26 protein-coding genes and 1 tRNA gene are annotated in these 25,797 nt (G+C 48.6%); 20 read left to right on the top strand and 7 right to left on the bottom strand.

Features of this window, described 5'->3' with window-relative positions:
* Positions 1-88: 88 nt before the first annotated feature.
* Together I8U18_RS16425 and I8U18_RS16420 are read right to left on the bottom strand one after the other, a co-directional pair.
* A complete protein-coding gene (locus tag I8U18_RS16425; RefSeq protein ID WP_198065067.1) occupies positions 89-2,083 on the bottom strand; it encodes a PEP/pyruvate-binding domain-containing protein in 1,995 nt (664 codons plus the stop codon).
* A 45-nt stretch (positions 2,084-2,128) separates the two neighbouring features.
* A complete protein-coding gene (locus I8U18_RS16420; protein ID WP_198056168.1) occupies positions 2,129-2,713 on the bottom strand; it encodes a TetR/AcrR family transcriptional regulator in 585 nt (194 codons plus the stop codon).
* 416 nt (positions 2,714-3,129) lie between these two features.
* Between I8U18_RS16420 and I8U18_RS16415 the strand changes: the two genes are divergently transcribed.
* The 6 genes from I8U18_RS16415 (at position 3,130) to I8U18_RS16390 (ending at position 9,980) form a co-directional block, all read left to right on the top strand.
* Positions 3,130-4,365, top strand: a complete 1,236-nt coding sequence (locus I8U18_RS16415) for an ABC transporter substrate-binding protein (protein ID WP_232331023.1) — start codon at positions 3,130-3,132, stop codon at positions 4,363-4,365.
* Between the two features lie 62 nt (positions 4,366-4,427).
* Positions 4,428-5,381: a carbohydrate ABC transporter permease gene (locus tag I8U18_RS16410; protein WP_232331016.1), complete on the top strand. Its 954-nt coding sequence runs from the start codon at positions 4,428-4,430 to the stop codon at positions 5,379-5,381.
* Positions 5,378-6,199, top strand: coding sequence for a carbohydrate ABC transporter permease (locus tag I8U18_RS16405; protein WP_052154241.1), 822 nt, complete (start codon positions 5,378-5,380; stop codon positions 6,197-6,199). Before I8U18_RS16410 ends, I8U18_RS16405 begins: the two co-directional genes overlap by 4 nt.
* A gap of 147 nt (positions 6,200-6,346) precedes the next feature.
* On the top strand, positions 6,347-8,416 hold the full coding sequence (locus I8U18_RS16400) for a BglG family transcription antiterminator (protein WP_198059349.1): 2,070 nt from the start codon (positions 6,347-6,349) through the stop codon (positions 8,414-8,416).
* Positions 8,413-8,676 carry a PTS sugar transporter subunit IIB gene (locus tag I8U18_RS16395; protein WP_033101232.1) on the top strand — a complete coding sequence of 88 codons (264 nt, stop codon included), beginning with the start codon at positions 8,413-8,415 and terminating at the stop codon, positions 8,674-8,676. Before I8U18_RS16400 ends, I8U18_RS16395 begins: the two co-directional genes overlap by 4 nt.
* A gap of 41 nt (positions 8,677-8,717) precedes the next feature.
* The gene (locus I8U18_RS16390) at positions 8,718-9,980 is read left to right on the top strand and encodes a PTS ascorbate transporter subunit IIC (RefSeq protein ID WP_198056189.1); all 1,263 of its coding nucleotides are present in this window, start codon (positions 8,718-8,720) and stop codon (positions 9,978-9,980) included.
* 129 nt (positions 9,981-10,109) lie between these two features.
* On the opposite strand, the gene I8U18_RS16385 is transcribed toward I8U18_RS16390, so the two are convergent.
* Complete coding sequence (locus I8U18_RS16385) at positions 10,110-10,427, bottom strand: MerR family transcriptional regulator (protein ID WP_033101233.1); 318 nt, start codon at positions 10,425-10,427, stop codon at positions 10,110-10,112.
* A gap of 179 nt (positions 10,428-10,606) precedes the next feature.
* Between I8U18_RS16385 and I8U18_RS16380 the strand changes: the two genes are divergently transcribed.
* From I8U18_RS16380 to I8U18_RS16335, 10 genes are all read left to right on the top strand, one after another.
* Positions 10,607-10,783, top strand: a complete 177-nt coding sequence (locus I8U18_RS16380) for a hypothetical protein (RefSeq protein ID WP_198065066.1) — start codon at positions 10,607-10,609, stop codon at positions 10,781-10,783.
* A 190-nt stretch (positions 10,784-10,973) separates the two neighbouring features.
* Complete coding sequence (locus tag I8U18_RS16375) at positions 10,974-11,789, top strand: ABC transporter ATP-binding protein (protein ID WP_198056165.1); 816 nt, start codon at positions 10,974-10,976, stop codon at positions 11,787-11,789.
* Between the two features lie 178 nt (positions 11,790-11,967).
* Complete coding sequence (locus I8U18_RS16370) at positions 11,968-12,897, top strand: iron-hydroxamate ABC transporter substrate-binding protein (RefSeq protein ID WP_198059350.1); 930 nt, start codon at positions 11,968-11,970, stop codon at positions 12,895-12,897.
* Positions 12,898-12,918: 21 nt separating this feature from the next.
* On the top strand, positions 12,919-13,956 hold the full coding sequence (locus I8U18_RS16365) for a FecCD family ABC transporter permease (protein WP_198056163.1): 1,038 nt from the start codon (positions 12,919-12,921) through the stop codon (positions 13,954-13,956).
* Between the two features lie 2 nt (positions 13,957-13,958).
* The gene (locus tag I8U18_RS16360) at positions 13,959-14,966 is read left to right on the top strand and encodes a FecCD family ABC transporter permease (RefSeq protein WP_033101271.1); all 1,008 of its coding nucleotides are present in this window, start codon (positions 13,959-13,961) and stop codon (positions 14,964-14,966) included.
* A gap of 194 nt (positions 14,967-15,160) precedes the next feature.
* A complete protein-coding gene (locus tag I8U18_RS16355) occupies positions 15,161-15,778 on the top strand; it encodes an RNA polymerase sigma factor (protein WP_198065065.1) in 618 nt (205 codons plus the stop codon).
* Positions 15,762-16,148 (top strand): anti-sigma factor, encoded by a 387-nt coding sequence (locus I8U18_RS16350; protein WP_198056161.1) that lies wholly within the window; start codon positions 15,762-15,764, stop codon positions 16,146-16,148. The genes I8U18_RS16355 and I8U18_RS16350 overlap by 17 nt, the downstream gene beginning before the upstream one ends.
* 51 nt (positions 16,149-16,199) lie before the next feature.
* Positions 16,200-16,604: a hypothetical protein gene (locus tag I8U18_RS16345; RefSeq protein WP_052154243.1), complete on the top strand. Its 405-nt coding sequence runs from the start codon at positions 16,200-16,202 to the stop codon at positions 16,602-16,604.
* A gap of 14 nt (positions 16,605-16,618) precedes the next feature.
* Positions 16,619-16,846 (top strand): hypothetical protein, encoded by a 228-nt coding sequence (locus tag I8U18_RS16340; RefSeq protein WP_033101239.1) that lies wholly within the window; start codon positions 16,619-16,621, stop codon positions 16,844-16,846.
* 282 nt (positions 16,847-17,128) lie between these two features.
* Positions 17,129-17,812, top strand: coding sequence for a TerC family protein (locus I8U18_RS16335; protein WP_198059352.1), 684 nt, complete (start codon positions 17,129-17,131; stop codon positions 17,810-17,812).
* A 146-nt stretch (positions 17,813-17,958) separates the two neighbouring features.
* Here I8U18_RS16335 and I8U18_RS16330 read toward each other — a convergent pair whose 3' ends face one another.
* Together I8U18_RS16330 and I8U18_RS16325 are read right to left on the bottom strand one after the other, a co-directional pair.
* Positions 17,959-19,377 carry an MDR family MFS transporter gene (locus I8U18_RS16330; protein ID WP_198056159.1) on the bottom strand — a complete coding sequence of 473 codons (1,419 nt, stop codon included), beginning with the start codon at positions 19,375-19,377 and terminating at the stop codon, positions 17,959-17,961.
* A gap of 166 nt (positions 19,378-19,543) precedes the next feature.
* A complete protein-coding gene (locus I8U18_RS16325) occupies positions 19,544-20,173 on the bottom strand; it encodes a TetR/AcrR family transcriptional regulator (protein WP_198065064.1) in 630 nt (209 codons plus the stop codon).
* A gap of 180 nt (positions 20,174-20,353) precedes the next feature.
* On the opposite strand from I8U18_RS16325, the gene asnB reads away from it, so the two are divergent.
* Together asnB and I8U18_RS16315 are read left to right on the top strand one after the other, a co-directional pair.
* Positions 20,354-22,177 (top strand): asparagine synthase (glutamine-hydrolyzing), encoded by a 1,824-nt coding sequence (gene asnB, locus I8U18_RS16320; RefSeq protein WP_198065063.1) that lies wholly within the window; start codon positions 20,354-20,356, stop codon positions 22,175-22,177.
* Positions 22,178-22,351: 174 nt separating this feature from the next.
* Positions 22,352-22,936: a lysophospholipid acyltransferase family protein gene (locus I8U18_RS16315; protein WP_033101244.1), complete on the top strand. Its 585-nt coding sequence runs from the start codon at positions 22,352-22,354 to the stop codon at positions 22,934-22,936.
* A 32-nt stretch (positions 22,937-22,968) separates the two neighbouring features.
* On the opposite strand, the gene I8U18_RS16310 is transcribed toward I8U18_RS16315, so the two are convergent.
* Positions 22,969-23,925, bottom strand: coding sequence for a polysaccharide deacetylase family protein (locus I8U18_RS16310; protein ID WP_232331017.1), 957 nt, complete (start codon positions 23,923-23,925; stop codon positions 22,969-22,971).
* A gap of 351 nt (positions 23,926-24,276) precedes the next feature.
* Between I8U18_RS16310 and I8U18_RS16305 the strand changes: the two genes are divergently transcribed.
* Positions 24,277-24,352 (top strand) — tRNA-Ala (locus tag I8U18_RS16305).
* Positions 24,353-24,615: 263 nt separating this feature from the next.
* Here the strand turns inward: I8U18_RS16305 and I8U18_RS16300 are convergent.
* Positions 24,616-24,936: a hypothetical protein gene (locus I8U18_RS16300; RefSeq protein WP_198059367.1), complete on the bottom strand. Its 321-nt coding sequence runs from the start codon at positions 24,934-24,936 to the stop codon at positions 24,616-24,618.
* A 533-nt stretch (positions 24,937-25,469) separates the two neighbouring features.
* Between I8U18_RS16300 and I8U18_RS16295 the strand changes: the two genes are divergently transcribed.
* A complete protein-coding gene (locus tag I8U18_RS16295) occupies positions 25,470-25,601 on the top strand; it encodes a sporulation protein YjcZ (RefSeq protein ID WP_198059368.1) in 132 nt (43 codons plus the stop codon).
* Positions 25,602-25,797: the final 196 nt, after the last annotated feature.

Here is a 25,797-nt window from a genome sequence, read left to right as displayed (position 1 = left end):
CTGGATGCGTTGGTTCTGAACATAGGAAACCTTCCTTCGGAATGTTTTTTATTCCAATTCGACAAAAAAGGCTGTTGACCTTCTTTTGTCAACAGCCTCGGAAGAAAATATCTTCTTTTTCGTTTATCACTCCGTGCCTGGTGAGGGTATTGCCCACGTTCAGCAGGAACAGGCGTGATTTGGCGGAGAGCATGGCATCGATGTAAAAGTGGTGGTCATCGCGGATCGTCGCCGCGTCCAGCGCCCATTGGTAGACCTCCATAAACCGGCTTTTCAGCTCGCTCTCCGGCAAAGAGTCGAGAAATGCTTCGTATTTTTGAGTGCGTGACTTCACGATCCGGGCATGCTCATCTGCAAAATGATATCCGTTTTGCAAATAGGTTTGAATACGGCTCAGTGGGAGTGACAGGTCTTCAATCCAGGTTTTCCCCAGGAATTCATGGGTATTGTCTTTGCGGTATCCGTATGTTTCCAGCATCCGTTGCAGTTCGCGCAAAAAGCGTTGGCCGGCATCGCTTCTGGCGAGTCGTTCCGTAACCCGGTCTGCTGTCTCTTCCTGCAAAGCTGCCAACACTTCTGGATCCTGTTTTGCCTGCTCTGCCAGTTTCCAAAGCTCCCGGTCGGTTTCCAGCGATTTGTTCATGACACCAACCAGTAATTCTTGAAGGAAAATGGGATCCTTTTTCCCGGTCAATTGTTGATAAAGGTTCTCCAACATCCTGTTTACGGCTGAGGGTGGTGCGACCACTTCAAAGTGCACTTCCCAGGCTTTTTGGTAAAAGCGGAACAGATCGGCCACTTTTTCCCGTGCTTCATCCAGTTCCAGCTCTCTGTGGCTGTCCTGATCCAATTGACGGTAAATCGGCATCAGTACCTGATTGACTCGGTCGGCCAGATACTGTTTGACATTGGGGAGCAACGGACGGACGATTTCCTGATGTTGAGCCAAACGTTCTTTTATGTTGCCGCGGAACGGTTCAATCGACATGTAGATGTGACTCAGATGCGATTTGATGCGGCTTTTGCCGACCGGAAACTTAAACTTGCTAAAGCCGGCATGAAATCCGTGGACAAAGGCGGGAACCATGAAAGAAGTGAAAAGCGGGCTTTTTGGGCCATCAAAGTGGGTTTCATCATAAAACCAGAACTGATCTTTTTTGTCCTCTTCGTTCAGCAGAATCGACCATTGGAAATCGGAGATGGCCGTGGTGATCGGCCGGGCCTGGAGCAGGTAAATCTTGCCCTGTTCGATGCCAAATTCCAAATCGACCGGGTGCTGATAAATTTCTTCCACCCTCCGGGCGATGTCAGCCAGTGACCGCACTTGGGCATCGGTCAGGCAAAACTGCTGCCGTTCCGTTTCCGTTGTCTCCACCGTCCGGGTTCCTGAGGGGCCGGCGAGAATTTTCACTTCTTTCAACCCCGGCTCTTTTTTCAGGTTGCCGCTTTTTTTATCGATCACGAACTGATCGGGGGTCGCCATTCCGGACACGATCGCCTCACCCAGACCGTAGCTGGCGTTGATCACCACTTCATGCGGATTCTTGCTGATGGGATTGGCTGTGAAGATGACACCGGAGACATCGGAATACACCAGACCCTGTACCACGACGCCCATCGCCAGATCGGAGAGGGAGATGTTCATTTTCTTCAGATAGGAAAGAACCTGTTCTGAAAACATGGATGCCCAGCAATGCCGCAATTTGTTCAGTAGGTCTTCAAATGCCGTTACATTGAGAAAGGTTTCGTACTGTCCGGCAAATGAGGCATCTTCCAGATCCTCTGCCGCGGAAGAGGAACGCACGGCCACTGCGGCAAACGATTTCCGCAAATGCTCAAACCGGGCTTTGATCTCCTCTTTTACTTCATCGGGAATCACGGCTGTCGTCAGCTTCTCTGACAGACCCTGCGCATCATCCAGGCTGATTCGGTTGGCGGCGAGCGTACGCGAAAGTGCCTCTGCAGTGACCACGAAACCATCGGGAACCGGCAACTGGTGGTTTGCCAGGATGGACAGGTTTTTCGCTTTTGCCCCTGTTGCGCCCTCATATTGGAGTGCAGTTTCAAACGGGATGGTGAACATCAACACATCTCCCCTTTTTTCTCTCTGTGGTTTACGTTCAGGTCCCTAAGCTTTCAGGCCACGGGCGAAAATGCGCACGGCCTGCAAGATGAACTCACTTTCATCCAGTTGGCTGAGTAGATCATTGATTCCCAAAACAGCGTTCAAATTCATATAGAGAAACCCGACCGCGGGCACTTCCGGGTTGACGTCGATCATTTGTCCGCGCGCTTGCATTTCCCGGAAATATTCAACGAGATGATTTTTCAGGCTAACGGGGTTTTTATACATCACTTTTTCCTTGAGATGGGGAAAATGTTTGCTTTCTTTGTACAAGACGGTAAATGCCTTTTTGTTTTGCCTGATGAGTGACTGGTACAGTTGTGCGATCAGAAGAAGATCGGCTTCGAGATTCCAGGAGATCTGTTTCTCCACCGTTTGCCAAAGGGGCACGATAATGGAAAAGCGCTCAACGGCCGCCTCCAAGAGGTTCATTTTGGAGCCGAAATGACGGAACAATGTCATTTCACTGACATTTGCTGCCTTGGCAATTTCTTTGGTGGTGACCGCTTGATAGCCTTTTTCCGCCATCAGCTCAATGGCCGCTGTCAGGATTTTCTCTTCCGTCGTCGTCATCGGTGTTTGTAACATCCTCCTTGACAAAGCCTGGATGTTAGTGAGCACTAACTAACAAATTAATTATATAACTTTATTTAACTTTATGTCAATATTTAGTTAATAAATGATTGATTTTTTGTGAATAACACATAAGAGTATTGATGAGTTGCGATCGGAGAACGCACGACCCGATATGGGGGGGAGACCGGGAAAAATGATTTCATCCGGTTACACATTAAAAATGAAGAACAGGACAAAATATTTTAATCTGAAATATTAGTCTATTCAAACGGTCTTTTCATTGCTATACTACAAATAGCAGATGGTTTCTTAATTTTATTTAGTTTCAGTATGTTAATACAACTCTGGATCCAGAGGGGGGCTTGGGCTTGAAATTAAATGGTCGCGCCTTGTTCTCTTGTCTGATGGCAGGCATGTTGCTCGTTCTCATGACGGGATGCAGTTCCGATTCGGCTTCTTCGGGATCCAATGCCGCCAATAAAAATCAGGTGGAAATCTTCAGTTGGTGGACAGGAGCCGGTGAAGAAGACGGTTTGAAGGCACTGATCGCCCTTTTCAAAAAGAAGAATCCCGAAATTGAGGTCATTAATGCCGCGGTCGCCGGCGGGGCGGGAACCAATGCCAAAACCGTGCTGGCGACGCGGATGCAGGGAAACGACCCGCCAGATACTTTCCAGGTTCACGGCGGTGCTGAGCTGAACGACAGCTGGGTGGCAGCGGACAAAATGGAACCGCTTAACGATTTTTATGCAGAGCAAGGTTGGAAGGACAAATTCCCCAAGGCGTTGATTGATCTGGTGAGCAAAGACGGAAAGATTTATTCGGTTCCGGTCGATATTCACCGGGGAAATGTCCTCTGGTACAACAAGAAGATCTTTGACCAATACGGTCTGAAACCGCCGGCGACGTTTGATGAGTTCTTCAAGGTGGCGGATACGCTGAAATCCAAGGGAGTGACTCCGCTTTCTCTCGGGGATAAGGAACCGTGGACAGCAACGCAGCTTTTTGAAAATATTCTGCTGGGGAAACTGGGGCCTGACGATTACGACAAGTTGTGGAAAGGGCAGGTATCTTTTGATGACCCGCGTGTAAAAGATTCCCTCGTTACCTTTAAAAAGATGCTTTCGTATACCAATCAGGATCATGCGGCCAGAAACTGGCAGGATGCCACGCAATTGGTGGGCAAAGGCGAAGCAGCGATGAATGTGATGGGGGATTGGGCCAAAGGCTACCTGACGAATGACCTGAAATTGAAGCCAAACCAGGATTTCGCCTGGGCTCCGTTCCCGGGTACGGATAAAACGTTCGTCGTTATAACGGACACGTTTGGATTGCCCAAAGGGATCAAACATCCCGAGGCGACAAGGAAATTTTTGGCCGTGCTGGGTTCGGTTGAAGGGCAGGATGCCTTTAATCCGCTGAAAGGATCGATTCCCGCCCGGCTGGATGCGGACCCGGGCAAGTATGATGTCTACGGAAAACAAACAATGCAGGATTTTCGCTCGTCCACTCTGGTTCCGAGTCTCGCCCACGGTTCGGCCGCTCCGGAAGGCTTTGTGACGCAGTTTAACCAAATCATCAATACATTTGTCACCCAAGGGAATGTCGATCAGGCGATCCAGATGATGAAACAAGATGCAACGGCAAATCTGGCGACAAAATAACAAGATCGTTTCAGGTGGCAGTTGGTTCTGCCGCCTGATCTTTTTCAAAGGAGGCGATCGCTTTGGCCGAAGCACAAACGGTTTCGACAGTGAAGAAAGGGCGGCACAGGGAGAAATGGATTTCCTTTTTGTTTGTGCTCCCTTCGCTGATCGCGATTTTTGTCTTTGTCTATGGATTTATCGCGTGGACCGGTTATATTTCCCTTACGAAATGGAATACGTTCCTCAAGGATCTCAGTTTTGCCGGCTTAGCCAATTACCGCTTTCTGTTTGCCGATTTTCGCTTTCAGTCTGATCTGCGGAATACGGTTGTGTTTACCCTTCTGTTTATGGCCGTCTGCATTTGCCTGGGCCTGTTTTTGGCGGTATTGCTTGATCGCAAGCGAAAAGGGGAAACCCTGTTTCGCAATATCTTTCTGTTTCCGATGGCCTTGTCTTTTATCGTGACAGGGGTTGTATGGCAATGGATTTTCAACCCCAGCACCGGCATCAACCTGATTTTGAAACAGTTGGGCGTCGATGATCCGCCGCTTTGGTACGTGCAGACAAAAGTGGTCCCCGATCTGCATCTCGGCCAGCTTCACGTCGGTCTGCCCCTGGCGCTGATCGCAGTCATTATTGCGGCGGCCTGGCAATTGTCCGGGTTTACCATGGCGATGTTTTTATCTGGATTGCGCTCGATTTCTGATGAACTGAAAGAGGCTGCGCGAGTGGACGGAGCAACGGAATGGCAGGTTTTCCGCTATATCCTGTTACCGGCTTTAAAACCAATCACTTTCAGTGCCATCATTATTCTGGGGCACATATCCCTGAAAATTTTCGATCTGGTTTATGCCATGACGGGACCTGGTGCCGCCTTTGTCACTGACATGCCCGGGCTATATATGGTGGAGACGACATTCAAAGGAAGTCATTATGCGCAAGGAGCGGCGATCGCCGTAATCATGCTGGTTCTCGTTTCCCTTCTGATTATTCCCTATCTGGTTCTTACCTTTCGGAAGGAGGAGAGCTTGTGATCCGAAACCGCATCGCCCCATTTTTCAGCAACGGTATTCTCATTTTGCTCTCAGTCTTTTTTCTGCTGCCTGTCTATGTGATGGTGACGACCAGTCTCAAGCCGGTCAGTGAAGCGACGCTGGCTCAGATGTGGGAACTGCCCTCGAGAATCGACCTGACCAGTTACGGGATCGCGTTTGAAAAATTGGAGCCCCATTTGCTCAACACGCTTTACCTGGTCATTCCGGCCACGATCTTGTCGGCACTGCTCGGATCGCTCAACGGATATATCCTGTCCAAATGGCAGTTTACCGGTTCCAACACGCTGTTTGCGCTCATCTTGTTCGGAATGTTTATTCCTTATCAAAGCATTTTGATCCCCTTGATCCAATTTTTGCAGAAAATCCAGCTTTACAATACCATTCCGGGATTGATCCTTGTCCATGTCGTATACGGCATCCCCATCACGACGCTTATTTTTCGCAATTTCTATGCCAATATCCCAAGGGAGGTGGTCGAAGCGGCCCAACTTGACGGAAACGGCATTTGGGGCATTTACCGGCGGATCATTCTCCCGTTGTCCATTTCCGGATTCGTGGTTGTCGGCATCTGGCAATTTACGCAGATTTGGAACGAATTCCTGTTTGCGATCACCATCACCAACACTTCACAGCAGCCGATCATGGTGGCGTTGCAAAATCTTTCCGGAAGCCAGATCGTCCAGTGGAATATCCAGATGGCCGGGGCGCTGATGGCCGCGCTCCCGACGCTGCTCGTTTATATTTTTCTCGGCAAATACTTTATCCGCGGTTTGTTGGCCGGATCGCTCAAAGGGTAAAGAAAAGACACCGCTTGCTTCAGTCTGCGGTGTCTTTTTTTGTCGATCATCCCACATTTGTACAAAGCGATTTACAATATTTGTGATGGAAACGGTTACAAAAACGAAAATTCTCTGTTTATACTAAAGGAAAGAAGGGGATGGGTCATGCTACTGGATGAACGCTGCCTGAAACTGCTTCAGGAGATCGTGACGAGACCGGACAGTTCATGGAATCAATTGCAACAGAATCTTCGTCTGTCGCGCAGACAACTCGCTTATGCTCTGGACAAGATCAATGCCTGGCTGACCTGTGAAAAGCTGCCTGAAATCGAATACCGACGCCGGGAGGGATTCGTGTTTCCACCGGTGTTGAAGGAAAAAGTGCAAAGCATGCTTTCACCGGTTCAGAGAGAAGAGTATGTTTGGTCAAGCAGGGAGAGAGCCCGGTTGATCCTGTTGTCGCTTCTCACCACCAAGGAAACTTGGTCGCTGATTCATGCCAGCAGTTTTCTGCAAGTGAGCCGCAACACGGCTTTGTCCGATATCAAAGAAGCAAAACGGATCGCCGCTCAGGCGGGTGTCGATCTGATCTATTCAAGGATGGAGGGCTACCTTCTGACCGGACCGGAGTGGCAGCAGCGCAAACTGATGCGATGGCTGGTTTTGCATGCATTGGAGCAAAAAAATGGAGAAGTTTTGCTGACAAAAGTGTTGGAGCAAGACCGGGAAGTTCCGTATTCCGGTGTGCGATCCTGTTTGGAGAGAGTGGAACGCGATCTGCAAGTTCGCTATACGGATGAGCATTTGCTGCAACTCACCTATATGCTTCAGTTTTTGGGGAAGCGGCTGGAACGGAAATGCCTGATCTGCTGGGATGAGGCGGAATGGGAGGAAATTGCCCGGACTGAAGAATACCGGGTGAGCCGGCATCTTCTCGGTGAATTGGCACCGGACGGGCTGTCGGAAGAAGCCTTCCGAACCGAACAAGCCTATATCGCCCTCCAATTGCTCGTGACCAATGTTTTTTCCCAAAAGGAAAAACCGATGCAAGAGATCGCCGCAGCCATGGTCGGGGAATTTGAACGTATCGCATGTATCAGTCTGGCCGAGAAAGATCACCTGGCTTCGCTGATCGCGATGCATCTGTATTCGGCTTATTACCGGATCAAATACGATCTCGAAATGCAAAATCCCCTGCTTGATGTGATTTTGCGCGAAAACGAAGCATTGCACTATTTGGTGAAAAAATGCGTGATTCCTTTTCAAAACCGGGTGGGCAAGCCCGTTCCCGAAGGAGAAATGGCTTATTTTACCATGCATTTTGGCGGATGGCTGAGGCGACAGGGGCTTGAACTGACCAGCAGGCCCAAAGCGGTGGTGGTGTGTCCCAACGGTATTGCTATTTCCAATTTGCTGACGCATGTGCTGCGTGAACTCTTTCCGGATATTCTGTTTCTCGATGTCCTGACTGTAAGGCAGTTTTTTTCCGGACGAATCAAGTGTGACATCGTTTTTTCCACCGTCTATTTGCGAACCGATTGCAAGTTGTTTATTGTGAAACCGATTTTGAGCTGGGAAGAGAAGGCCCGGTTGCGTAGCGAAGTATCGAGAGAAATTTATGGCTTTCCTGCAAACCGGGAGCAATTGGTTAAGGTTATGGATGTGATAGAGCAGTATGCCGATATCCATGACCGGGCCGGTTTGTCCAAAGCGTTGGCCTCGCTTTTTGCGCCAAACCATTTCACTCCTCCATTTAAAAAGGAGAGTAAGAAACCGATGTTGAACGAGTTAATCACAGAACAGACCATTCAGTTGCGCACGCGGGCAGCTGATTGGAAAGAGGCGATCCGCCTGGCGGCTAAGCCTCTCATCGACAGCGGTTCGATTGAAGAGCGTTATGTGACAGCCATGATTGAGTCGATTAACCAGTTGGGGCCGTATGTGGTGCTTGCGCCCAAAGTGGCGATTCCGCACGCTCGTCCCGAACATGGGGTAAACCAGTTGTCGATGAGTTTTTTGCGGTTGAGAGAAGCGGTTCTTTTTCCGCAAAATAAAGCCGTTCATTTGATCTTTGTGCTGGCCGCTGCCGACAATGAATCGCATTTGCTGGCACTGGCCCAGCTGTCGGAGCTGCTGGCAAAAGAAGAGGAAATTGAACGCCTCATTCAGGCGGAGACGACGGAAGAAGTGATGAATATGATCAATCATTACTCAAAAGGGGATATGCAAAGATGAGAATCTTGGTCGTATGCGGTAATGGACTTGGCAGCAGCTTTATTATGGAATTAAACGTGAAGAAGGCGTTGGGTGAACTGGGTAAGGAGGCGGAGGTGGAGCACACCGATTTGGCGACCGCCCGCACCGAAAAGGCGGATATCTATCTTGGGGCGCAGGACATCATCTCCCAGTTGGACGACGGCACGCGCACGATTGTGGCGTTGGAAAATGTGATGAATCTCGAGGAGATCAAAGAGAAGCTCGCCTCGCACCTATGAGTAGAGCTGTCCGATCCAAATAAAGGAAGTTGGGGATGAAAATGAAGTTTTTGCAAGTGATCGTTGATATCCTGGGAACCCCTTCAATTCTGGTAGGGATTTTTGCTCTGATCGGCCTGCTCCTGCAGAAGAAAGGGCTGGCGCAAATCATTTCGGGAACGCTGAAGACCGTTCTCGGGTTTATTCTGATCGGTGCCGGTGCCAATGTGATTATCGGCTCCCTCGATGTTTTTGGAAAGATGCTGAACCGCGGATTTTCCATCTCGGGCGTGATTCCCAACAACGAGGCGATTGTGGCTGTGGCGCAAAGCACATTCGGCACCTCCACCGCTTTGATCATGGTGTTCGGGATGGTGGTCAACCTCATTCTCGCCCGTTTTACGCGCTTGAAATTCGTATTCCTGACCGGGCATCACACCTTGTTCATGGCCTGCTTGCTTGCCGTCATTTTATCCACCGGGGGCTTGCACGGAGCTTTACTGGTCACCGTCGGGTCCGTGATCCTGGGGATTTTGATGGTGGTTTCCCCGGCGATCCTTCATCCTTATGTGCGGAAAATTACGGGCACGGATGATTTTGCAATCGGCCATTTCGGTTCTTTTGGCTATTTTGTCGCCGGTCTGGTGGGGCAACTGACGGGTAACAAAGAGAAGTCCACCGAATCGATCAAAGTGCCCAAACAGCTCAGCTTTTTGCGGGATACCTCTGTTGCCGTATCCTTGACGATGACGATTTTGTTTCTGATTGTCGCCCTCTTTGCCGGGCCTGCTTATATTCAAAAAGAGCTTTCCGGAGGACAAAATTATCTCGTCTATTCCATTATTCAGGCGATTACGTTTGCCGCTGGTGTTTATGTGGTTCTGGCCGGGGTGCGGATGCTCATCGCGGAGATTGTCCCGGCGTTCAAGGGGATTGCCGACAAACTGGTGCCGGATGCCAAGCCTGCCCTTGATTGTCCGACGGTGTTCCCGTTTGCGCCCAATGCGGTGATCATCGGATTTTTATCCAGCTTTGTGGCCGGACTGATCAGCATGTTCCTCTTGCCGCTGGTTGGACTGAAAGTGATCGTGCCGGGGTTGGTGCCCCATTTCTTTACCGGAGCGACTGCCGGTGTGTTCGGCAATGCGACGGGCGGACGCCGCGGGGCGATTTTCGGCGCCTTTGCCAATGGTCTTATTATCAGCTTCTTGCCTGCCCTGCTGCTTCCGGCTCTCGGGGAACTCGGCTTTCAGGGAACCACATTTGGCGATGCCGATTTCGGCGTGGTCGGTCTCATCCTCAGCCAGATCATGAAACTGTTCTGAATCAAAGAAAAAGGAGCCCCCAGGCGCAGATGGCCCTGGGGGATTTTCTATTCAAACGGAAAGCGGACGAAGGGATTGCTTGAGGCATCCCTGCCGCTGCGGGAATGTTCGGGCCTATGAAGCAGGCCTTCACTTGGAGTAATTGTAGTTTTTCATGCCAAAGGCGGCATTTAGCTGTCCCTCGATCATTTTGTGCCGGAGTTTGGGATCTTTTAACTTTTTTTCTTCCATTTTTCTGATCTCATGAGATTGCCAGCCGTCTTCCATTTTATTTGCGATATCCATTAATTTTTCGACGTCGGAAAAGGAGTATTTACGTGTGCCGCCTTTGGTTCTCTCCGGAAAAATCAGCTGTCGTTCCTCATAGTAACGGATTTGCCTGATGGATAACCCGGTTAATTCACTGACGGTTCCGATATTGATCACTTTTCGGTCTTTTAATGACACGGTATCCGCCCCCTTTATGTCATGATTTTAGCAGCTTTTATGATATTTTTCTAAATGGTTGTCAGATTATCTTACGTAAAATTTGAGGGAGTCGGGAGAAATCTTGTCATAAAATGTCGCGTAATTGTGGCGGATGCAGGTGGAAGTATGAAATACTTGGAAGGGGGGCTCGAAGGGCCATGGGCAGCGATGGGATCAACTTGCCCGCCTTGTTGCTGACGGTTTTTATGCGTCTCCTTTTTCATTTTGCGAATCTTTTTAAAGGGGATGACTTACATGAAAGAACTTCGCTTCCAGTGCAAAATTCCATCCCGCATTCCGTTGGAAAAAATGAATCAATTTGTGCAGAAGATTGATCAATTTGACAGTGGGAAGGCGAATAACCTTTTCTCAGTAATTGACATAATCCCGTGTTTTAAATAAAATACAGATGAAATTGAGAATCGATATCAATTCAGTGCTGGCGAAGGAAAGGGCCCGGATATGAACGCAGAGTGGGCCGCTGTCTCTTCGATTGTTCGGGAAAGAGAAACGGGAGGCTAACCGATGTCCAGGCTTTATACTGAGAATTTAAGCATAGCCTATGGCGATGAGGAGATCGTCAAAACGTTAAACCTGAACATCCCTGATCAGAAAATTACCGCGATCATCGGACCGAATGGTTGCGGGAAATCAACCCTGCTGAAGGCGATGGCCCGAATCCTCTCTCCGCGGTCGGGTGCTGTATTTCTGGACGGGAAAGAAATGATGAAGCAATCGACAAAGAAGATTGCGCAAAAAATGGCCATCTTGCCTCAGACCCTTGTTGCACCGGAGGGAATTACGGTTGCGGAATTGGTTTCCTACGGCAGGTTTCCGTATCAAAAGGGGATGGGGAGGCTGAAGGATACAGACCGGGAGGTAATTGATTGGGCGCTTCAGGTCACAGGTATTGCCGACTTCAGGGACAGGCAAGTCGATGCCCTTTCGGGAGGGCAGAGGCAAAGAGTTTGGATCGCTGTGGCATTGGCTCAGGAAACGGAGATTATTCTTCTGGATGAACCAACAACCTATCTTGATTTGTCACATCAGCTGGAGATCCTGGAGTTGCTGAAATATTTGAATGAAAAAGAAAAACGCACCATTGTGATGGTGATCCATGATCTGAATCAGGCAGCCCGTTTCGCTGATCATCTCGTGGCCATGAAAAAGGGTCGGATCATAAAGGAAGGGACTGCGCAAGAGGTGATGACTTCGGAGGTTATCAGGAGTGTCTTTAACATTGATGTTGAGATCGGACTGGACCCGAGAACTAAAAAGCCGATGTGCCTTACTTATGATTTGATCAAGAGGTTTCATTCAAAGGAAGAAATGATGATCTGAGGATTTTTCAAAATGGATTTGTTGGCCGGGGCGTGGTGTCCTTTCTGACCTCCCCGCGTCTTCCGGATTTTCAGCCCTGGGTTGTGTTGGCAGCTCACGGGCAGTTTGTGGAATCATGCATCATTTTTTATATGCTGTTGAGAATGATTTTTATTATCTTTTGTGAGGGATGAGCAGGATGTGGATTTATAAAAAACATATTTTATTCAGTTTGCTTGTTATTCTGTTGGGGTTGTTGACGGCGTGTTCCGGTGGAGCAGGCCAGACGAACCAAGCCGATTCAGATATGAAAATTTACCATTCGGATACGGGAGATGTAAAAGTGCCTGCCCATCCGAAGAGAATAGCCGTGTTGGCCGCATCCTACACCGGGAATCTGCTGAAGCTGGGAATCACCCCGATCGCGGTAAACGAATGGCCCAAGAAAAACAAATTTTATGAGGGCAAATTGGATCGCGTGGAAGTGATCGGCAATGATTCGTTGGAAAAGCTGCTGGCTCTGAATCCCGATTTGATCATTGCCTATTCTAACGATAAAAACCTCAAGAAATACGCCGAAATTGCCCCGACTGTCGCCTTTACCTATGAGAAACACAACTATCTCGAACAACATATTGAAATCGGAAAGTTGGTCGGCAAAGAAAAGGAAGCACGTGCGTGGGTGAAAGAGTGGCAAGAAAAAGCCGAAGCGGCGAAGAAAAAGGTTCATGAAGCCATCGGGGACGATGCAACGTTTACCGTGTTGGAGAGCTATGGAAAAGATGTTTACGTATATGGAAACAACTGGGCCCGCGGGACAGAGGTAATCTATCAGGCTCTGGGTCTCAAAGCTCCCAAAAAGGTGGAGCAGGATGTTTTTGGGACGGGATATAAAGCCATCTCAGCAGAGGTGCTTCCGCAGTACGCCGGAGATTACCTGTTTGTGGGAACAGGATACGGAGCAGCGGACAATTCATTTATGGAGACAGAGGTTTGGAAAAGGATTCCGGCTGTGCAAAAGAACCATGTCATTACCTTTGACTCAAACTCTTTCAATTTTAATGACCCGATTACGCTTGAAAACGAACTTGATTTTATCGTAAATGCACTGACAAAAGAGAAAAGATAGGAATTAAAAGGACTAATTCGAATGATGATGACCAAAAACAAACAGGCAACAGGTAATCGGGTTTACTCCCGACCGGCCATTGGAACATCCGTGTTGGCTTTTGGCTTGATTATTCTGGTCGGGGGGATGGTGCTCGCGATCTCAGTGGGAGCCGCCCATCTGGATTTTCTTACGGTATGGAGATCGATCTTACACTACGAACCTGCCAGGGAAGCGGATCAGATTATTGTCGGCATCCGGTTGCCAAGGGAGTTGGGAGCAGCCATTGTCGGGGCTGCCTTTGCGGTCAGCGGAGCCATCATGCAGGGAATGACGAGAAATTCCCTCGCAGATCCCGGTTTGCTTGGTTTGAACGCCGGTGCAAGCATGGCGCTCGCCTGTGCATTTGCGTTCCATTTCACGTCTGACTATTTGTCTATCATGATTGTTTCTTTTATCGGTGCCGGAATCGGAGCGGGGTTGGTATTTGGTCTGGGATCTTTACGGCCGGGAGGGATGTCTCCGATCCGCCTCACTCTGGCAGGTGCGGCGGTGTCGGCCTTATTGACCGCTTTGGCGGAAGGCATTGCCCTGTATTACAAACTGTCCCAAAACCTTGCTTTCTGGACGGCCGGAGGAGTTTCCGGGACAAACTGGCTTCAATTAAAACTTGTTTTTCCGGCCATTGTTGTCGGCATGGTGATGGCTGTCATGCTTTCCAAAGGATTGACCGTCCTCAGCTTCGGGGAAGAAATGGCCAAAGGGTTGGGGCAGCGTACTGTATGGACAAAGGCAGTCCTGACGGTTGCTGTGCTGATTCTGGCCGGTGCCGCGGTTTCGCTGGCTGGTCCCGTTTCTTTTGTCGGATTGATCGCTCCGCATATCGTCCGTTATCTGGTTGGAACTGATTATCGCTGGATTATCCCGTGTTCAGCCGTGTTTGGGAGTATCTTCATGGTGCTGGCCGACACAGCGGCGAGAATGGTCAATGCTCCGTACGAGACACCGGTAGGCGCCATCGTATCCATCATCGGCGTTCCTTTCTTCCTTTATCTCGCACGAAAGGGAGGAAGAACATGAACATGATCCGTTTCGACCCGCTTAAGAAGGTTCGCTTTACCCTGATCGCCGCATTGGTTTTGCTTCTGGCATTGATTGTGATCAGCATGGCCACCGGATATGTCTCTTTGTCCCCTGCCCAATTGGTGCGAACGATTTTCGGGCAGGGAACGGCCAGGGAAAATTTGATTTTGTATGATTTCCGGCTTCCGAGAATCATTATAACCGTGTTGGCCGGGATGGGGCTGGCTGTTTCCGGCTCGATTCTGCAAAGCATTACCCGAAACCCTCTTTCCGATCCGGGTATTTTGGGAATCAATGCAGGTTCAGGGCTCATGGTTGTTTTTTATGTCGTGTTTTTTACAGCGGAAGCGAACCGCTCTTTATTCGCACTCCCCCTGTTTGCGTTGACAGGAGGGATATTAACGGCTGGTTTCATATATATTATGGCTTATAAAAGAGGGGAGGGGGTTGACCCGAATCGGCTCGTTTTAACGGGTGTCGGAATCGCGGCGGCTCTGTACGGGGCTGTTTTGATCCTGACCACCCGTTTGCAACGGGAGCAATATGATTTCTTTGCCAACTGGATGGCAGGGAGAATTTGGGGGGATGATTGGATCTTTGTTCTTGCTTTGCTTCCCTGGATTCTTTTGCTCGTCCCGTTGGCTTTGGCAAAGTCGAATTTACTCAACATCTTGAATTTGCATGAGCATCTCTCTGTCGGTTTGGGCGTTCGGGTGGAAAGAGACAGACGGCTCCTTATTCTGATCGCGGTCGCCCTTTCTTCGGCTTCTGTATCCGTAAGCGGGGGTATTCCGTTCATTGGGCTTATGGCTCCGCATATCGCCAGGGCCTTGGTCGGACCGCGACATCAACGCTTTCTTCCGCTTGCGGCGATGATCGGGGCCATTTTGCTCCTTGCCGCGGACACCATCGGCAGGGTTATCCTGGACCCGAGCGGGATTCCGGCCGGAATCGTCGTAACCATCATCGGCGCCCCCTACTTTATGTACTTAATGGCCAAAAAGTAGTATCACCATCGTTGTTTTTGCCCCGGTAACCCGGGGCTTTTTCTTTGTAAATGTGCGGATGATTGGATCGCGGGCACATTTCTCTTCCGATGTTGCTCAGGTGATCAGTCCCGGGTTGGTTCTGGATATCGTTTTGACGGGAAAAATTTTTTTGGATTGATCGAACCAAAAGCCGGTTTGCCCCGACTTACTATATGAATGAACGGGGAGGTGGTGGGGATGGGTTTTCCGGGAAACGCGTAGGAGAAAATGCGGACACACTGGCAGAGCAGTGGCTAAAGGCGATGGCGATGGGAGACCAGAGGGCGTTTGCGGCACTGTATCAGGAGTTTGCCCCGCGCCTCTACGGTTATCTGCGGGTACAGATAAATCATGATGCCGACATTCAGGATTTGATGCAGGATATTTTTGTGGCCATCTGGAAAAGTTCCGCCCGCTATAACGGAGAGGCGAAAGTGGCGACATGGATTTTTGCGATTGCCCGGCATAAGCTGCTTGATTGGCTGCGGTCCCGTCGCCGGTATTCGCAATTGGAAAGCCTGGAGGAGATCGGCGAATTCCGAAGCGGTTCAGAACCGGATATTGCGGATCAGGTGGTGACCGAACTCTCCGTCGCTGACGCCCTTGCAGCCTTGCCACCGCACCATGCCGAGCTTTTTTACCTCGTCTTTGTCGAAGGAATGAGTTATAAAGAAATTAGTGTATTGCTGGGTATTCCAGAAGGGACAGTAAAAAGCCGGATGCATCAGGCGAAGGGCCGGATGCGGCAACAATTGCGCAAAGGAGGGACTGATGATGAGCGAACCGTGTAAAACCGTGCAGGAATTGCTGCCCTGGTTATTGACTGAGACGCTGTCGAGCGCCGAAATCGTGTCCACCCTCAACCATGTTAAAGAATGTGATGCATGCAAGCGGGAACTTGCCTTTCTCGTTGCCGTAAAAAACAGCGCTGTTTCCGTGTGGGGCTCACAGCCTGATCCTGCGTTTCGTGATCAGCTTTGGGCGCGCATCCAGGCAGCCCAGTTTCAAGCACCGCGGCGGCGTACCGGTTGGATCAGGAATATCCCGGCTGCGCTCAGTCAGGCAGTTTCTCCCTTTCTCCTCGGACGGGATGCAGTCCGGTTTGCCTTCAGGTCGCTGTCGGCTGGCTTTACGAAGATTTTTGCAGCGCTCATTCCGTGACGCTGAGCTTCTGTTTCATCATTTCAATTCAATTAAAGGAGAGATGGGATTATGGAATTCAGACCGGGTCCTTCTGCGAAAGAAATCTCTGAAATTCTTGAGGTTATGGCCAAAAAAGCCCCGGAATTGCTTGAGGTTGTGTCAAATAAAGTTCCGGAGGTATTTACAAAGCTGTTTGACATTCTCTATTCCGAAGATTCTGCCCGTGAGATGGGCAAAGCGATCGGAAGCTTGTACAAGGAATTGATTGATGCGGGAATTCCTCAGGATGCCGCTCTTAAAATGACATCCGATTACATGTTTTCACTGAAAGATTTGGTTCGCAATTTTTCCTCCGGAAACAAGCAATTTTATTTCCCGCAAAAAGACTGGAGAGATTGGGGCCGGAGACCGCCTTTCGGTCCGCATGACAGACCGCCGTTTAACCCGCCCAATCATAAACCCTCTGACCAATAACGGAGGCAGGGGCAATGGGGTATCTTCATCTCATTGGGCGAACGGCGGCCGGACTGACCAAATTCAGCTCGGCTTATATCCGGTGCAGTCTCGGCAAACGGACCGCCATCAAACGGTTTGAGCAGGAATTGATCCAATCCGGCCTCCCGCTGCCTGTCGTAAAACAACTGACAGAAGAGTATGCGGATATGGTCAATTTAAATCCAATCGACTATGCCAAAATATGGCGAAAACAAAAATAGTTTGATATAAAGGCCGTCGGGAGTGCTCCTGGCGGCCGTTTTTTCGTAAACGGGTTCAGGTGTTTTATTTGATATTAAGATAGTTTTATTGGATAATTGTATTGGTAATGCAGTCTTCATGATTATTTGCAGTAAAAGTAAAATGAATGGGGGTTCACTTCGGAGCGAAGATGAACCTTTTTCTTGGGTTCCAGGGGTGTTGTTCGATGGTATAATCGTGCCCCGATGCGCCCGATGAAAATCAGGCACCCGATAACCTCTACCCGGGAGATGTTTGTCCTTATGATATCAGCTTTTTTGATTGGTCTGGTAAAAATTATCCTAGTCAACATTGTATTAAGCGGAGACAATGCAGTCGTGATTGCCATGGCCAGCCGGGGATTGAAACCCGAGTTGCGCAAAAAGGCAGTGTTTTGGGGGAGTTTTGGAGCGATCGGGCTCAGAGTTGTCCTTACGTTTATCGCCGCCTGGATGCTCAGAATTCCATTGGTTCAGTTCGTGGGGAGTTTGATTCTCGTCTGGATCGCCATCAAATTATTAAAGGGTGAGGATGATGCTCACGAGATCCAGGGCAGTTCGCGTTTGCTGGAAGCGTTCAGGACAATTTTAATCGCGGATCTGGTCATGAGTTTGGACAATGTGGTGGCTGTCGCAGGAGCGGCCGAAGGAAATATGGTCTTGATCATAATCGGCCTTGCGCTGAGCATTCCGCTCATCATTTGGGGGAGCCAGCTCATCATGAAACTGATGGAACGCTTCCCGGTCATTATCATTGTCGGGGGAGGATTGTTGGGGTACACCGCAGGGGAAATGATGGCGGAAGACAAAATCTTCCGGCGCCTGGTTGTCGATTCCTTTCCCGCTTTTGATGACTTTTTGCCGGTTTGTCTCACTGTATTGGTCATTGTGATTGGACTGCTCTGGAAAGTGAGGAGCAGCGAAACGAATCCTTCGGATTGCAGATGACGGCAGACGGGAGCAGGCATAGAAGATCACTGCTGGAGACAGCTGAGATTTTCTATGCTTGTTTTTTTATGAAGAGAAGAATCCCGTTGGCCGGGAGCGATCTGCCCCACAGGGAAACGAACCGGGCCAAGGGATTCACGGCAGGATCATAAAGTGGAAAAGAGATCAATCAAGCGCATGAAGGACAGATGGTCCCCGAAATAGCGGGAAGCGATAAAGAGGATTCCCAGCAGCAAGGAGATTAAAGGAATCATCTTATAGGAAAACTTGATCAGAGAAGCGAGCCTGAGATCATACAGCACGCGATAGACAATCTGGGCAATTCCCACTCCGCTTTTTTGCCGGTATCGCCGGTATCCCATGGCATAAAACCAGATGATATGCAGGGAGATGATGACAATCACCCACCAGGTGAGCGGTGCTCCCACCTGCTTGAACATCCAGCCGCCAATCATCGGTCCCAGGAAGAGACCGGCCTGGGCGAGGTTGCCGATTCCGTAATAGGCTCCTCGGTAGCGGTCGTCCGCCAGCTGGTCGATCATCTTGTTTGTAATCGGAAAGATGAGCATTTCACCAAAGGTGAACAATACGATGCCGATGATAAAAAAAGAAGCGTGTTTTCCGATTGCAAACGAGGCATACCCCAGCGCGAAAATAAAGCAACCCAGGATCACGCTGCTCAGAGGGTTTTTATTCTCGGCCCAGCTGGCTACCAGCCCCTGCAATAAGATGACCATCAACGCGTTAATGGCGATCAGGAGGGGATAGACATTTTCACCGTTGCTTAAAAGGCTGTAAAGATAAATGGGCAAGTTTGTTTCCATCTGTGAATAAACGATATAAAACAACAAACTGCCCATGATGTAATACCCGAGTGACCGATCCCGTGCCAGCACCCGGACAAAACTGGAAAACCGTGTCGACTCCTTTGGCCGGGACCATCTGGTCTGTTGCTGATAGTTACGCAATGTCACGATCAGGAGAAGCGTGTAAAGGGCAAAAGCGATTCCAGTGAAGAAAAAGGTATAAATCCCGACCCATTCATATAAGTAGGTTCCGAGCAGCGGACCGGTAACCATTCCGACATTGAGTGCAGTATACCGATATCCGAAAATTTTTAACCGCTTGGACTCTATCGTCAGATCGGCCATCAGCGCCTGGGATGCCGGATCAAAAAAAGAACGGCTCAGCCCATGTGCCAGGCTTAAACCGATGAAGCTGTAATAATCCCTGGCAAACATAAAACCGAAGAAGACGAAAGTCCACAAAATCATCGAAAGCCAGAGAATGAACCGCCTCCCGAAGAAATCGGAGAGAGGTCCTCCGATGAGCCCACCGATTGCGCCTCCCAAACCGGCCATTCCCAAGACGGTGCTGACCTGCAAAACTTCCAGGTGCATTTGTTTTGTAAGGTAAAAAGAGAGGAAAGGCAAACTCATAAACACAGCCATCCGCGTAAAAGCCGTCCCGAACAACAAAAACAGGACAATGGGATGCATGCGCTCCTGTTTGTATTTTTCTTTTCTGGATAAAGTGCCTGCCTGGATTCCTTCTATTCTCGCCACCCCCCTCTTTTGGAAATTCAAGCGGGTTTTGGTGAATTTATTATGGAAAAAACTGAATTCATTTTTATCATAGCGGATAGCATGAAAATGGTACAATGTATAGTTTTTGAATCATTTGCTCTTGGTGTAATTTTTAGCCCTGGTTTTAACCGGAGTAACCGGTCTTTTATCTGTGATGATGCGGAAATTGTCCGATTTTCAGATGCTGTATCCGTAACCGCGTCAATTGCATGGCCATGTATTCCGGAGGATAAGGGAGGTTGTTTCTCAACCACCAGGCAATGACGCCGAGGTAAGCGGAGGCGGCATAATGGATGAGAATTTCCTTGGGAACAGCCGGTTGTATATCATAGGCCGTACTTTGATTGAGGCGTTCATTCAAAATATCGGCAAATACATCAAGCAGGCGAAACAAAAAGCGTTGTTGTCCGTTCATGTTAAGCATGACTTTGTAAAACTGCTGGTGTTTGGCGACATGCTCAAAGACATAGACCAGATCAGGAAGAGGACGAACCACATTTCCATTGGCATCGGTGATGTTTTCACTGTCCAACCGGCATTGTTGCATCCCTTCCACCAGTTCCGCCAAAATTTCCTCGATGCTTTGCATCAAAAGATCCCCTTTATCCCGGTAATGGAGGTAAAAAGTAGCCCGGTTCAAAGTTGCTCGCCGGGTGATTTCCTGTACGCTGATCGCATCGTATCCTTTTTCCCTCATCAGTTCGATCAGGGCATTACGCAGCATTTTGCGCGTACGGACAACCCGGGGATCAAGTTTTTTCCGTTGATTTTTCATGGTCATCCCCCTGTGGAGTTTTCATGTATTTATAATCAATCATTCCCCTTTTTGTCGATTAATCAACGGGTTAGAAACAGTTTGCTTGTTGAAATATATACTACATGTATTATAATAAACGATGTGTTGATTAACAAACGTCGTGTTAATAAAGTCGGTAAATGATGGGAGATGGTTGACATGTGTGGAATTACCGGCTGGATCGATTGGGAAAATGACATTTCCGGTCAAAAGGAAATTCTGGAGAAAATGGCGGGAACGATTCAAAATCGCGGACCTGACGCAGAGGGTTTTTGGCTGTCACCCCGGGCCGGTCTGGCTCACCGCCGCCTGATCGTGATCGATCCGGAAGGTGGTCTGCAACCGATGGTGGAACGATGGGGAGACCGTCTTTTCGCGATGACATACAACGGCGAAATCTATAATTATCTTGAACTGAAAAAAGAATTGCAAGAACGTGGCCATACCTTTAAAACCAATTCGGATACCGAAGTGTTGTTGCACACCTACCTCGAATGGGGAGAAGACTGCGTACGGCACCTGAACGGGATTTTTGCCTTTGCCATCTGGGACGATGCGAACCAAAAACTGTTTTTGGCACGTGACCACCTGGGCGTGAAACCGCTGTTTTACACGGAAAAGGGAAGCATGATCCTGTTTGCGTCCGAGATCAAGGCGATCCTGGCACATCCGGAAGTGAAACCGGAATTGGATGCAGACGGATTGGCGGAGATTTTCGGAAACGGCCCGATGCGTACGCCCGGCGTGGGTGTATTCAAAGGGATCAAAGAGGTTCGCGCCGGCCATTCGATCACCTTTACCCGCGAAGGCAAACGGGTGACCCGCTACTGGCAACTGGAAAGCAAACCCCATACGGATGACGTGGAAACAACCGCAGCCAAAATTCGCGAAATCCTGGAAGATACCGTCCGTCGCCAACTCATCTCCGACATGCCGCTGGTGGCCATGCTTTCCGGCGGGCTGGATTCGAGCGGTCTGACGGCGATTGCCGGAAAGGAACTGGCGAAAGAGAATCGCACCCTGCACACGTATTCGCTCGATTTTGTCGGCAGCGATCGCGATTTCCAAACGGATTTGCTCCATCGCGATCTCGATGAACCGTGGGTAAAACGTGTTTCCGAACATGTGAAAACCGAGCACCATACGATTGTCCTCGATTCGGAGGAATTGCTTGAAAACCTGCTGGTTCCGTTAAGGGCACGTGACCTGCCGGGGATCGGGGAGATGGAAACGTCCCTCTACTTGCTCTTCCGGGAAATTAAAAAAGATGCCACGGTCGCCTTGTCCGGTGAATCGGCAGATGAAGTATTCAGCGGATATCCCTGGTTCCATCAGGATGAGTTCCTCAATGCGGGCACATTCCCGTGGCGGGTGAGCACCACCGGCTATTTGTCCAGTTTATTGTCCCAGGAAACGCTGAATTATGCCCGTCCTGACGACTATGTGCAGACGCGCTATGCAGAAGCGATTTCCGAAGTTCCGGCTTTGGAGGGAGAAGGCGATCTCGAAGCGCGGCAACGGGAAATGTCTTACCTGTTTATTACCCGGTTCCTGCCGTTTATGCTCGATCGCAAAGACCGGACCAGCATGTACACGGGCTTTGAGGTTCGCGTTCCGTTCTGTGATTATCGTTTGGTCGAGTACCTGTGGAATGTGCCCTACCGGGTGAAAACAGTCGATAACATTGAAAAAGGGATTTTGCGGCGTGCACTGAAAGGTTATCTGCCTGACGATGTGCTTTATCGCAGAAAAAGCGCCTATCCGACTGCGCAAAACCCTGTTTATTACCAAGCGATTATCCGCTGGGCCAACGATATCCTGGCTGACCATAACTCCCCGATCTACTCCCTGGTCAACAGACGAAACGTGCAGGCGTTGATCGATGGCAAAGCCGGCGTCGACGAAGGACAGATCGTCAAAGCACTGGAGTATTTGATTCAAGTGAATTCCTGGATCAAAGAATATGGCATAAGCATTTCCTGATGTAATTTGAATTTCCCACTTTACCACGAAGCTACCCCTTGATAGGCCAATTCCTGTATGAATTGCAGGGATTGGCCTTTTATTTTTGATTTACCTCTTTGCATAATTGGGAATCCCTGTTACTGTAAGAGTAAGAACAAAAGTCACTTGTGTCATCCGGATAAAGGAGGAGCCATGTATTCATTTGCGAAAATCATTGCTACAACCATTTTAAAAATTTTCTATCGCATTCGTGTTGAGGGAGCAGAGAACGTTCCAGCCGAAGGAGGCTTTGTCTTGGCCTGCACCCACACGGGCTGGTTGGATATTATTGCGCTCGGTGTTTCCATTCCGAGGCCGATTCACTATATGGCAAAAATTGAATTGTTCAAGATACCGCTTGTCGCCTGGTTTTTGGGCAAATTGAACAGCTTTCCCGTCAACCGGGATCAACCCGGCCCCAGTTCCCTGAAAACGCCGATTCGCTTACTTAAAAAAGGAGAAGTGGTGGGGATTTTCCCCAGCGGTACCCGGACCAAGGAATCAGTACCTTTGAAAAGAGGGGCGGCGTACTTGGCCGACCGGGCGAAAGTGCCCATTCTCCCGGCGGTTTATGAAGGTCCGGAGTCGCTGCGGTTGGGAGATCTTTTTAAAGGGAAGACAATCGTGATTCGGTTTGGCGAATTGATCGCGCACGAACAGGAGGATGGAGACCGGCAGAAAGCTTTGCTCAATTGCTTAAATGAACGGATGGAGTTTTTAGCCGGGGAAAAAAAGTAAAAAGCACTCCCCTTTTGCGGGAAGTGCCGGGATTACACTCTTCCGTCTGCGGGAGGAGTGTTTTCTTTTGTCGGTGTGTTCTCATAGGCTGGAATTTGCAGCAGTTGATCCAGAGTGACGATTTCATATCCTTGGTTTTTCAGATATTGAATCGTTTTTCGCAGCGATTTGACGGTTGCACTGCGATCACCTCCGGCGCAATGCTCCAGGATGATGCTCCCGGGTTGCACCTCTTTGACGATCGTTTGATAAATGCCTTCCGGTGTGCGCCCTGCTTTCCAATCTTCTGTATCCACGTCCCAATCGATAATCTGGTAACCTTTGGCCAGGATTTGTTCTTTTCCGCCATGGATCGCTTCATAGGGGGGACGGAAAAAATGAACCTTGTAGCCGATGATTTTATAGATTTCTTGGTCGGCCCGTTCCAGTTCACTTTCCAGCTGTTTTTGCGTAAGCTTCGGAATCAGCGGATGATCCCATGTATGGTTTCCGATTATATGGCCCTCTGACACAATGCGTTTTAACATCTGAGGGTTTTTGTGAGCCATTTTTCCAACGACAAAAAAAGTGGCATGCACATTTTCTTCCTTTAGAATATCCAAAATTTGCGGGGTGTATTGATCATCAGGCCCGTCATCAAATGTCAGGGCGACCTTTTTTATTTTGCGCGAACTGTTAAAGATCACCGATTGATCCTTGAGGCGCGCCAGATCTTCAGATTGTTTTTGGTCCAATGTATCCGGATTGACCGGGGTGAACTCGTATTTTGGAATCGGATTGGTTACGGCCGGTTTGCTTGGTTTTTGCTGATCCGCATTTTGTTTGCTTCCGGAAGCATATTGTTTTTGATCCTGAGGATGATTCGTTTCAGCCGAAGAAGGATGTTTTTGTTGCTCATTATGTACTTGGTCCGCTTGATCAGTAGTACATCCTGACAGGAACAGGCTCATACCGAGAAAAAAGGACCCAATGGCGAGGATTCGGCGCATATAGGTTCACCTCAATGTTAGTTTGAACAATAGTTGACAAAAAAACAGAGCATAGCCCTGACGAAAATCAAAGTGATTTCCAAAAAATGATATGTCAAAGAGCAATTTAACGACCTTACTAAATGATTGTATAATGGTTGAACGAAGAAAGATGTGAATAAGAATTGAATTTTTTCACAGTCGTCGTGAAGATTTATTGGAGAACAGCCATAAACGGGAAAAGCCAGCTTTTTGAGCCCGGATCTTGCTTAAAAAAGAGAAAAATTTTTTGGGGAAAGATGCTTGACTTTCAAATGCGGATGAGTTATATTTATAACTGTCAGTTCGATTCGACGCAAAAATGCATATCGCGGGGCATTAGCTCAGCTGGGAGAGCGCTACACTGGCAGTGTAGAGGTCAGCGGTTCGAGCCCGCTATGCTCCACCAACCAAACCCTCGGCATTCCGGGGGTTTTCGCGTTTGTAAGGAAATGGAATCGGGTCCAAAATGGCCGTTTGACCACATTTTGACCACACACTTGAGGTAAGTAGATGGCATTAGAAAACGCTAGAGTACCAAGGGAAACGCCGCTTTATGATGCTATCAGGGATCTTTGGGCTGGATGTGGTCAAAATGTGGTCAAGCTACATAGTCATCGGTAATGATGTTGTAGTTGCGCTACACGGATTTGTCTTTATTAAAAAAGCACCCTACTGGGTACTCACTTTTTGTTTTCTTGTTTTTTGTGCTAATTGCTTATATTTGTTTAATAACTCTTTATGGCTAGTTGATACTTTTAACCCATCTTGGTCATTGATCTTAACGGGTTGTACTTTAATCGTTACATAATGGTCCTTTGGCGATTTTTCAGGATGAAAAGCATAGAGCACTCTCATCACTTTGAATACAGAAGCCCCATCATTTTCAAAGATACCAATATACTCTTCTTCTCTTGGAATGATCTCACTTGGAATCCACCGTTCATAAAGATTTTCCCCATCTACTACAGAACATATTTTTAAGTTGTACACTTTCTCACCATCCTCTGCGATCTATAACTCAATCCTTTATTTAGTACAATGAAGAGATGTGAATCAAAAGGCGTTAGTTGATCCATTAGTTACTCATCCTTTCCTGAATGATCTTCCCTTCATTATATTGAGTGTGGAGGATGATGACAGGGCTTGGGCCTAACGAACAAGGTTGGCTTCCAGTCCTATTTTCAAAAGCGCTGTTATCCCCTTTTGTCGAAAACATCATATGATGAAATTAGGTCATCGGTAACGGTGATACAAAGATTTTTAATGAGCCCCTTGATGTTCATCAGCCGTCCTTAAGGATGGTTTTTTTGCTCGCAATAAACAAAAGAACCACCCAGAGGATGACTCTTTTGTTGAGCAAGAATTATTCAATCAACTGGTATGTATGATGAACTTCTTTTCAGACATTATTCATGTCAAGATAGAAAGACGACCTAAGAAGATTAATGCAGATAGGATAAAAGCACTTTCCCTTTCTTTATCCGCGAATAGGATATACAGACTTTGATCTGGGAGGTGGAAAAATGGGATTTAGTTGTTTTGGTGGTTTCGGCGGAAGCTGCTTCGGTTTTGGATTCGGTTGGAGAAGTCTTTTAATCTTTCTCTTGGTGATCGCTACCATCTTCGTCTTTATCGGCGGAGGATTTGGTTTTTAACTGAATAGCGACTGAGTTGCCCGAAACCGACCCGTTTTGTGATGCACCCATTTGAACATCTTTTTTACATCGGCTGGCTTCACCCCACCATAAAAACTATAATGACCCCATACGCTTCCAGACGAAAGATAAAGTATAATGGAAGGAAGCAAGAAAGGGGTCGTTTTTTATGGGGCGGCGAAAATGGACTGCTGAG

Source organism: Thermoactinomyces sp. CICC 10522, from assembly GCF_016055075.1.
Lineage (GTDB): Bacteria > Bacillota > Bacilli > Thermoactinomycetales > Thermoactinomycetaceae > Thermoactinomyces_A > Thermoactinomyces_A daqus.
The sequence above is the reverse complement of the archived record's forward strand: the minus strand, read 5'-3'. Positions and strand labels throughout refer to the sequence as shown.

Coding starts and splice junctions, on each gene's coding strand:
- I8U18_RS16380 (WP_198065066.1), top strand. CDS start 10,607: ATGGGCAGCGATGGGATCAACTTGCCCGCCTTGTTGCTGACGGTTTTT.
- I8U18_RS16365 (WP_198056163.1), top strand. CDS start 12,919: ATGATGATGACCAAAAACAAACAGGCAACAGGTAATCGGGTTTACTCC.
- I8U18_RS16310 (WP_232331017.1), bottom strand. CDS start 23,925: ATGCGCCGAATCCTCGCCATTGGGTCCTTTTTTCTCGGTATGAGCCTG.
- I8U18_RS16420 (WP_198056168.1), bottom strand. CDS start 2,713: ATGTTACAAACACCGATGACGACGACGGAAGAGAAAATCCTGACAGCG.
- I8U18_RS16350 (WP_198056161.1), top strand. CDS start 15,762: ATGAGCGAACCGTGTAAAACCGTGCAGGAATTGCTGCCCTGGTTATTG.
- I8U18_RS16335 (WP_198059352.1), top strand. CDS start 17,129: ATGATATCAGCTTTTTTGATTGGTCTGGTAAAAATTATCCTAGTCAAC.
- I8U18_RS16295 (WP_198059368.1), top strand. CDS start 25,470: ATGGGATTTAGTTGTTTTGGTGGTTTCGGCGGAAGCTGCTTCGGTTTT.
- I8U18_RS16395 (WP_033101232.1), top strand. CDS start 8,413: ATGAGAATCTTGGTCGTATGCGGTAATGGACTTGGCAGCAGCTTTATT.
- I8U18_RS16375 (WP_198056165.1), top strand. CDS start 10,974: ATGTCCAGGCTTTATACTGAGAATTTAAGCATAGCCTATGGCGATGAG.
- I8U18_RS16360 (WP_033101271.1), top strand. CDS start 13,959: ATGATCCGTTTCGACCCGCTTAAGAAGGTTCGCTTTACCCTGATCGCC.
- I8U18_RS16400 (WP_198059349.1), top strand. CDS start 6,347: ATGCTACTGGATGAACGCTGCCTGAAACTGCTTCAGGAGATCGTGACG.
- I8U18_RS16390 (WP_198056189.1), top strand. CDS start 8,718: ATGAAGTTTTTGCAAGTGATCGTTGATATCCTGGGAACCCCTTCAATT.
- I8U18_RS16425 (WP_198065067.1), bottom strand. CDS start 2,083: ATGTTCACCATCCCGTTTGAAACTGCACTCCAATATGAGGGCGCAACA.
- I8U18_RS16340 (WP_033101239.1), top strand. CDS start 16,619: ATGGGGTATCTTCATCTCATTGGGCGAACGGCGGCCGGACTGACCAAA.
- I8U18_RS16355 (WP_198065065.1), top strand. CDS start 15,161: ATGAATGAACGGGGAGGTGGTGGGGATGGGTTTTCCGGGAAACGCGTA.
- asnB (WP_198065063.1), top strand. CDS start 20,354: ATGTGTGGAATTACCGGCTGGATCGATTGGGAAAATGACATTTCCGGT.
- I8U18_RS16315 (WP_033101244.1), top strand. CDS start 22,352: ATGTATTCATTTGCGAAAATCATTGCTACAACCATTTTAAAAATTTTC.
- I8U18_RS16415 (WP_232331023.1), top strand. CDS start 3,130: ATGACGGGATGCAGTTCCGATTCGGCTTCTTCGGGATCCAATGCCGCC.
- I8U18_RS16370 (WP_198059350.1), top strand. CDS start 11,968: ATGTGGATTTATAAAAAACATATTTTATTCAGTTTGCTTGTTATTCTG.
- I8U18_RS16345 (WP_052154243.1), top strand. CDS start 16,200: ATGGAATTCAGACCGGGTCCTTCTGCGAAAGAAATCTCTGAAATTCTT.
- I8U18_RS16325 (WP_198065064.1), bottom strand. CDS start 20,173: ATGAAAAATCAACGGAAAAAACTTGATCCCCGGGTTGTCCGTACGCGC.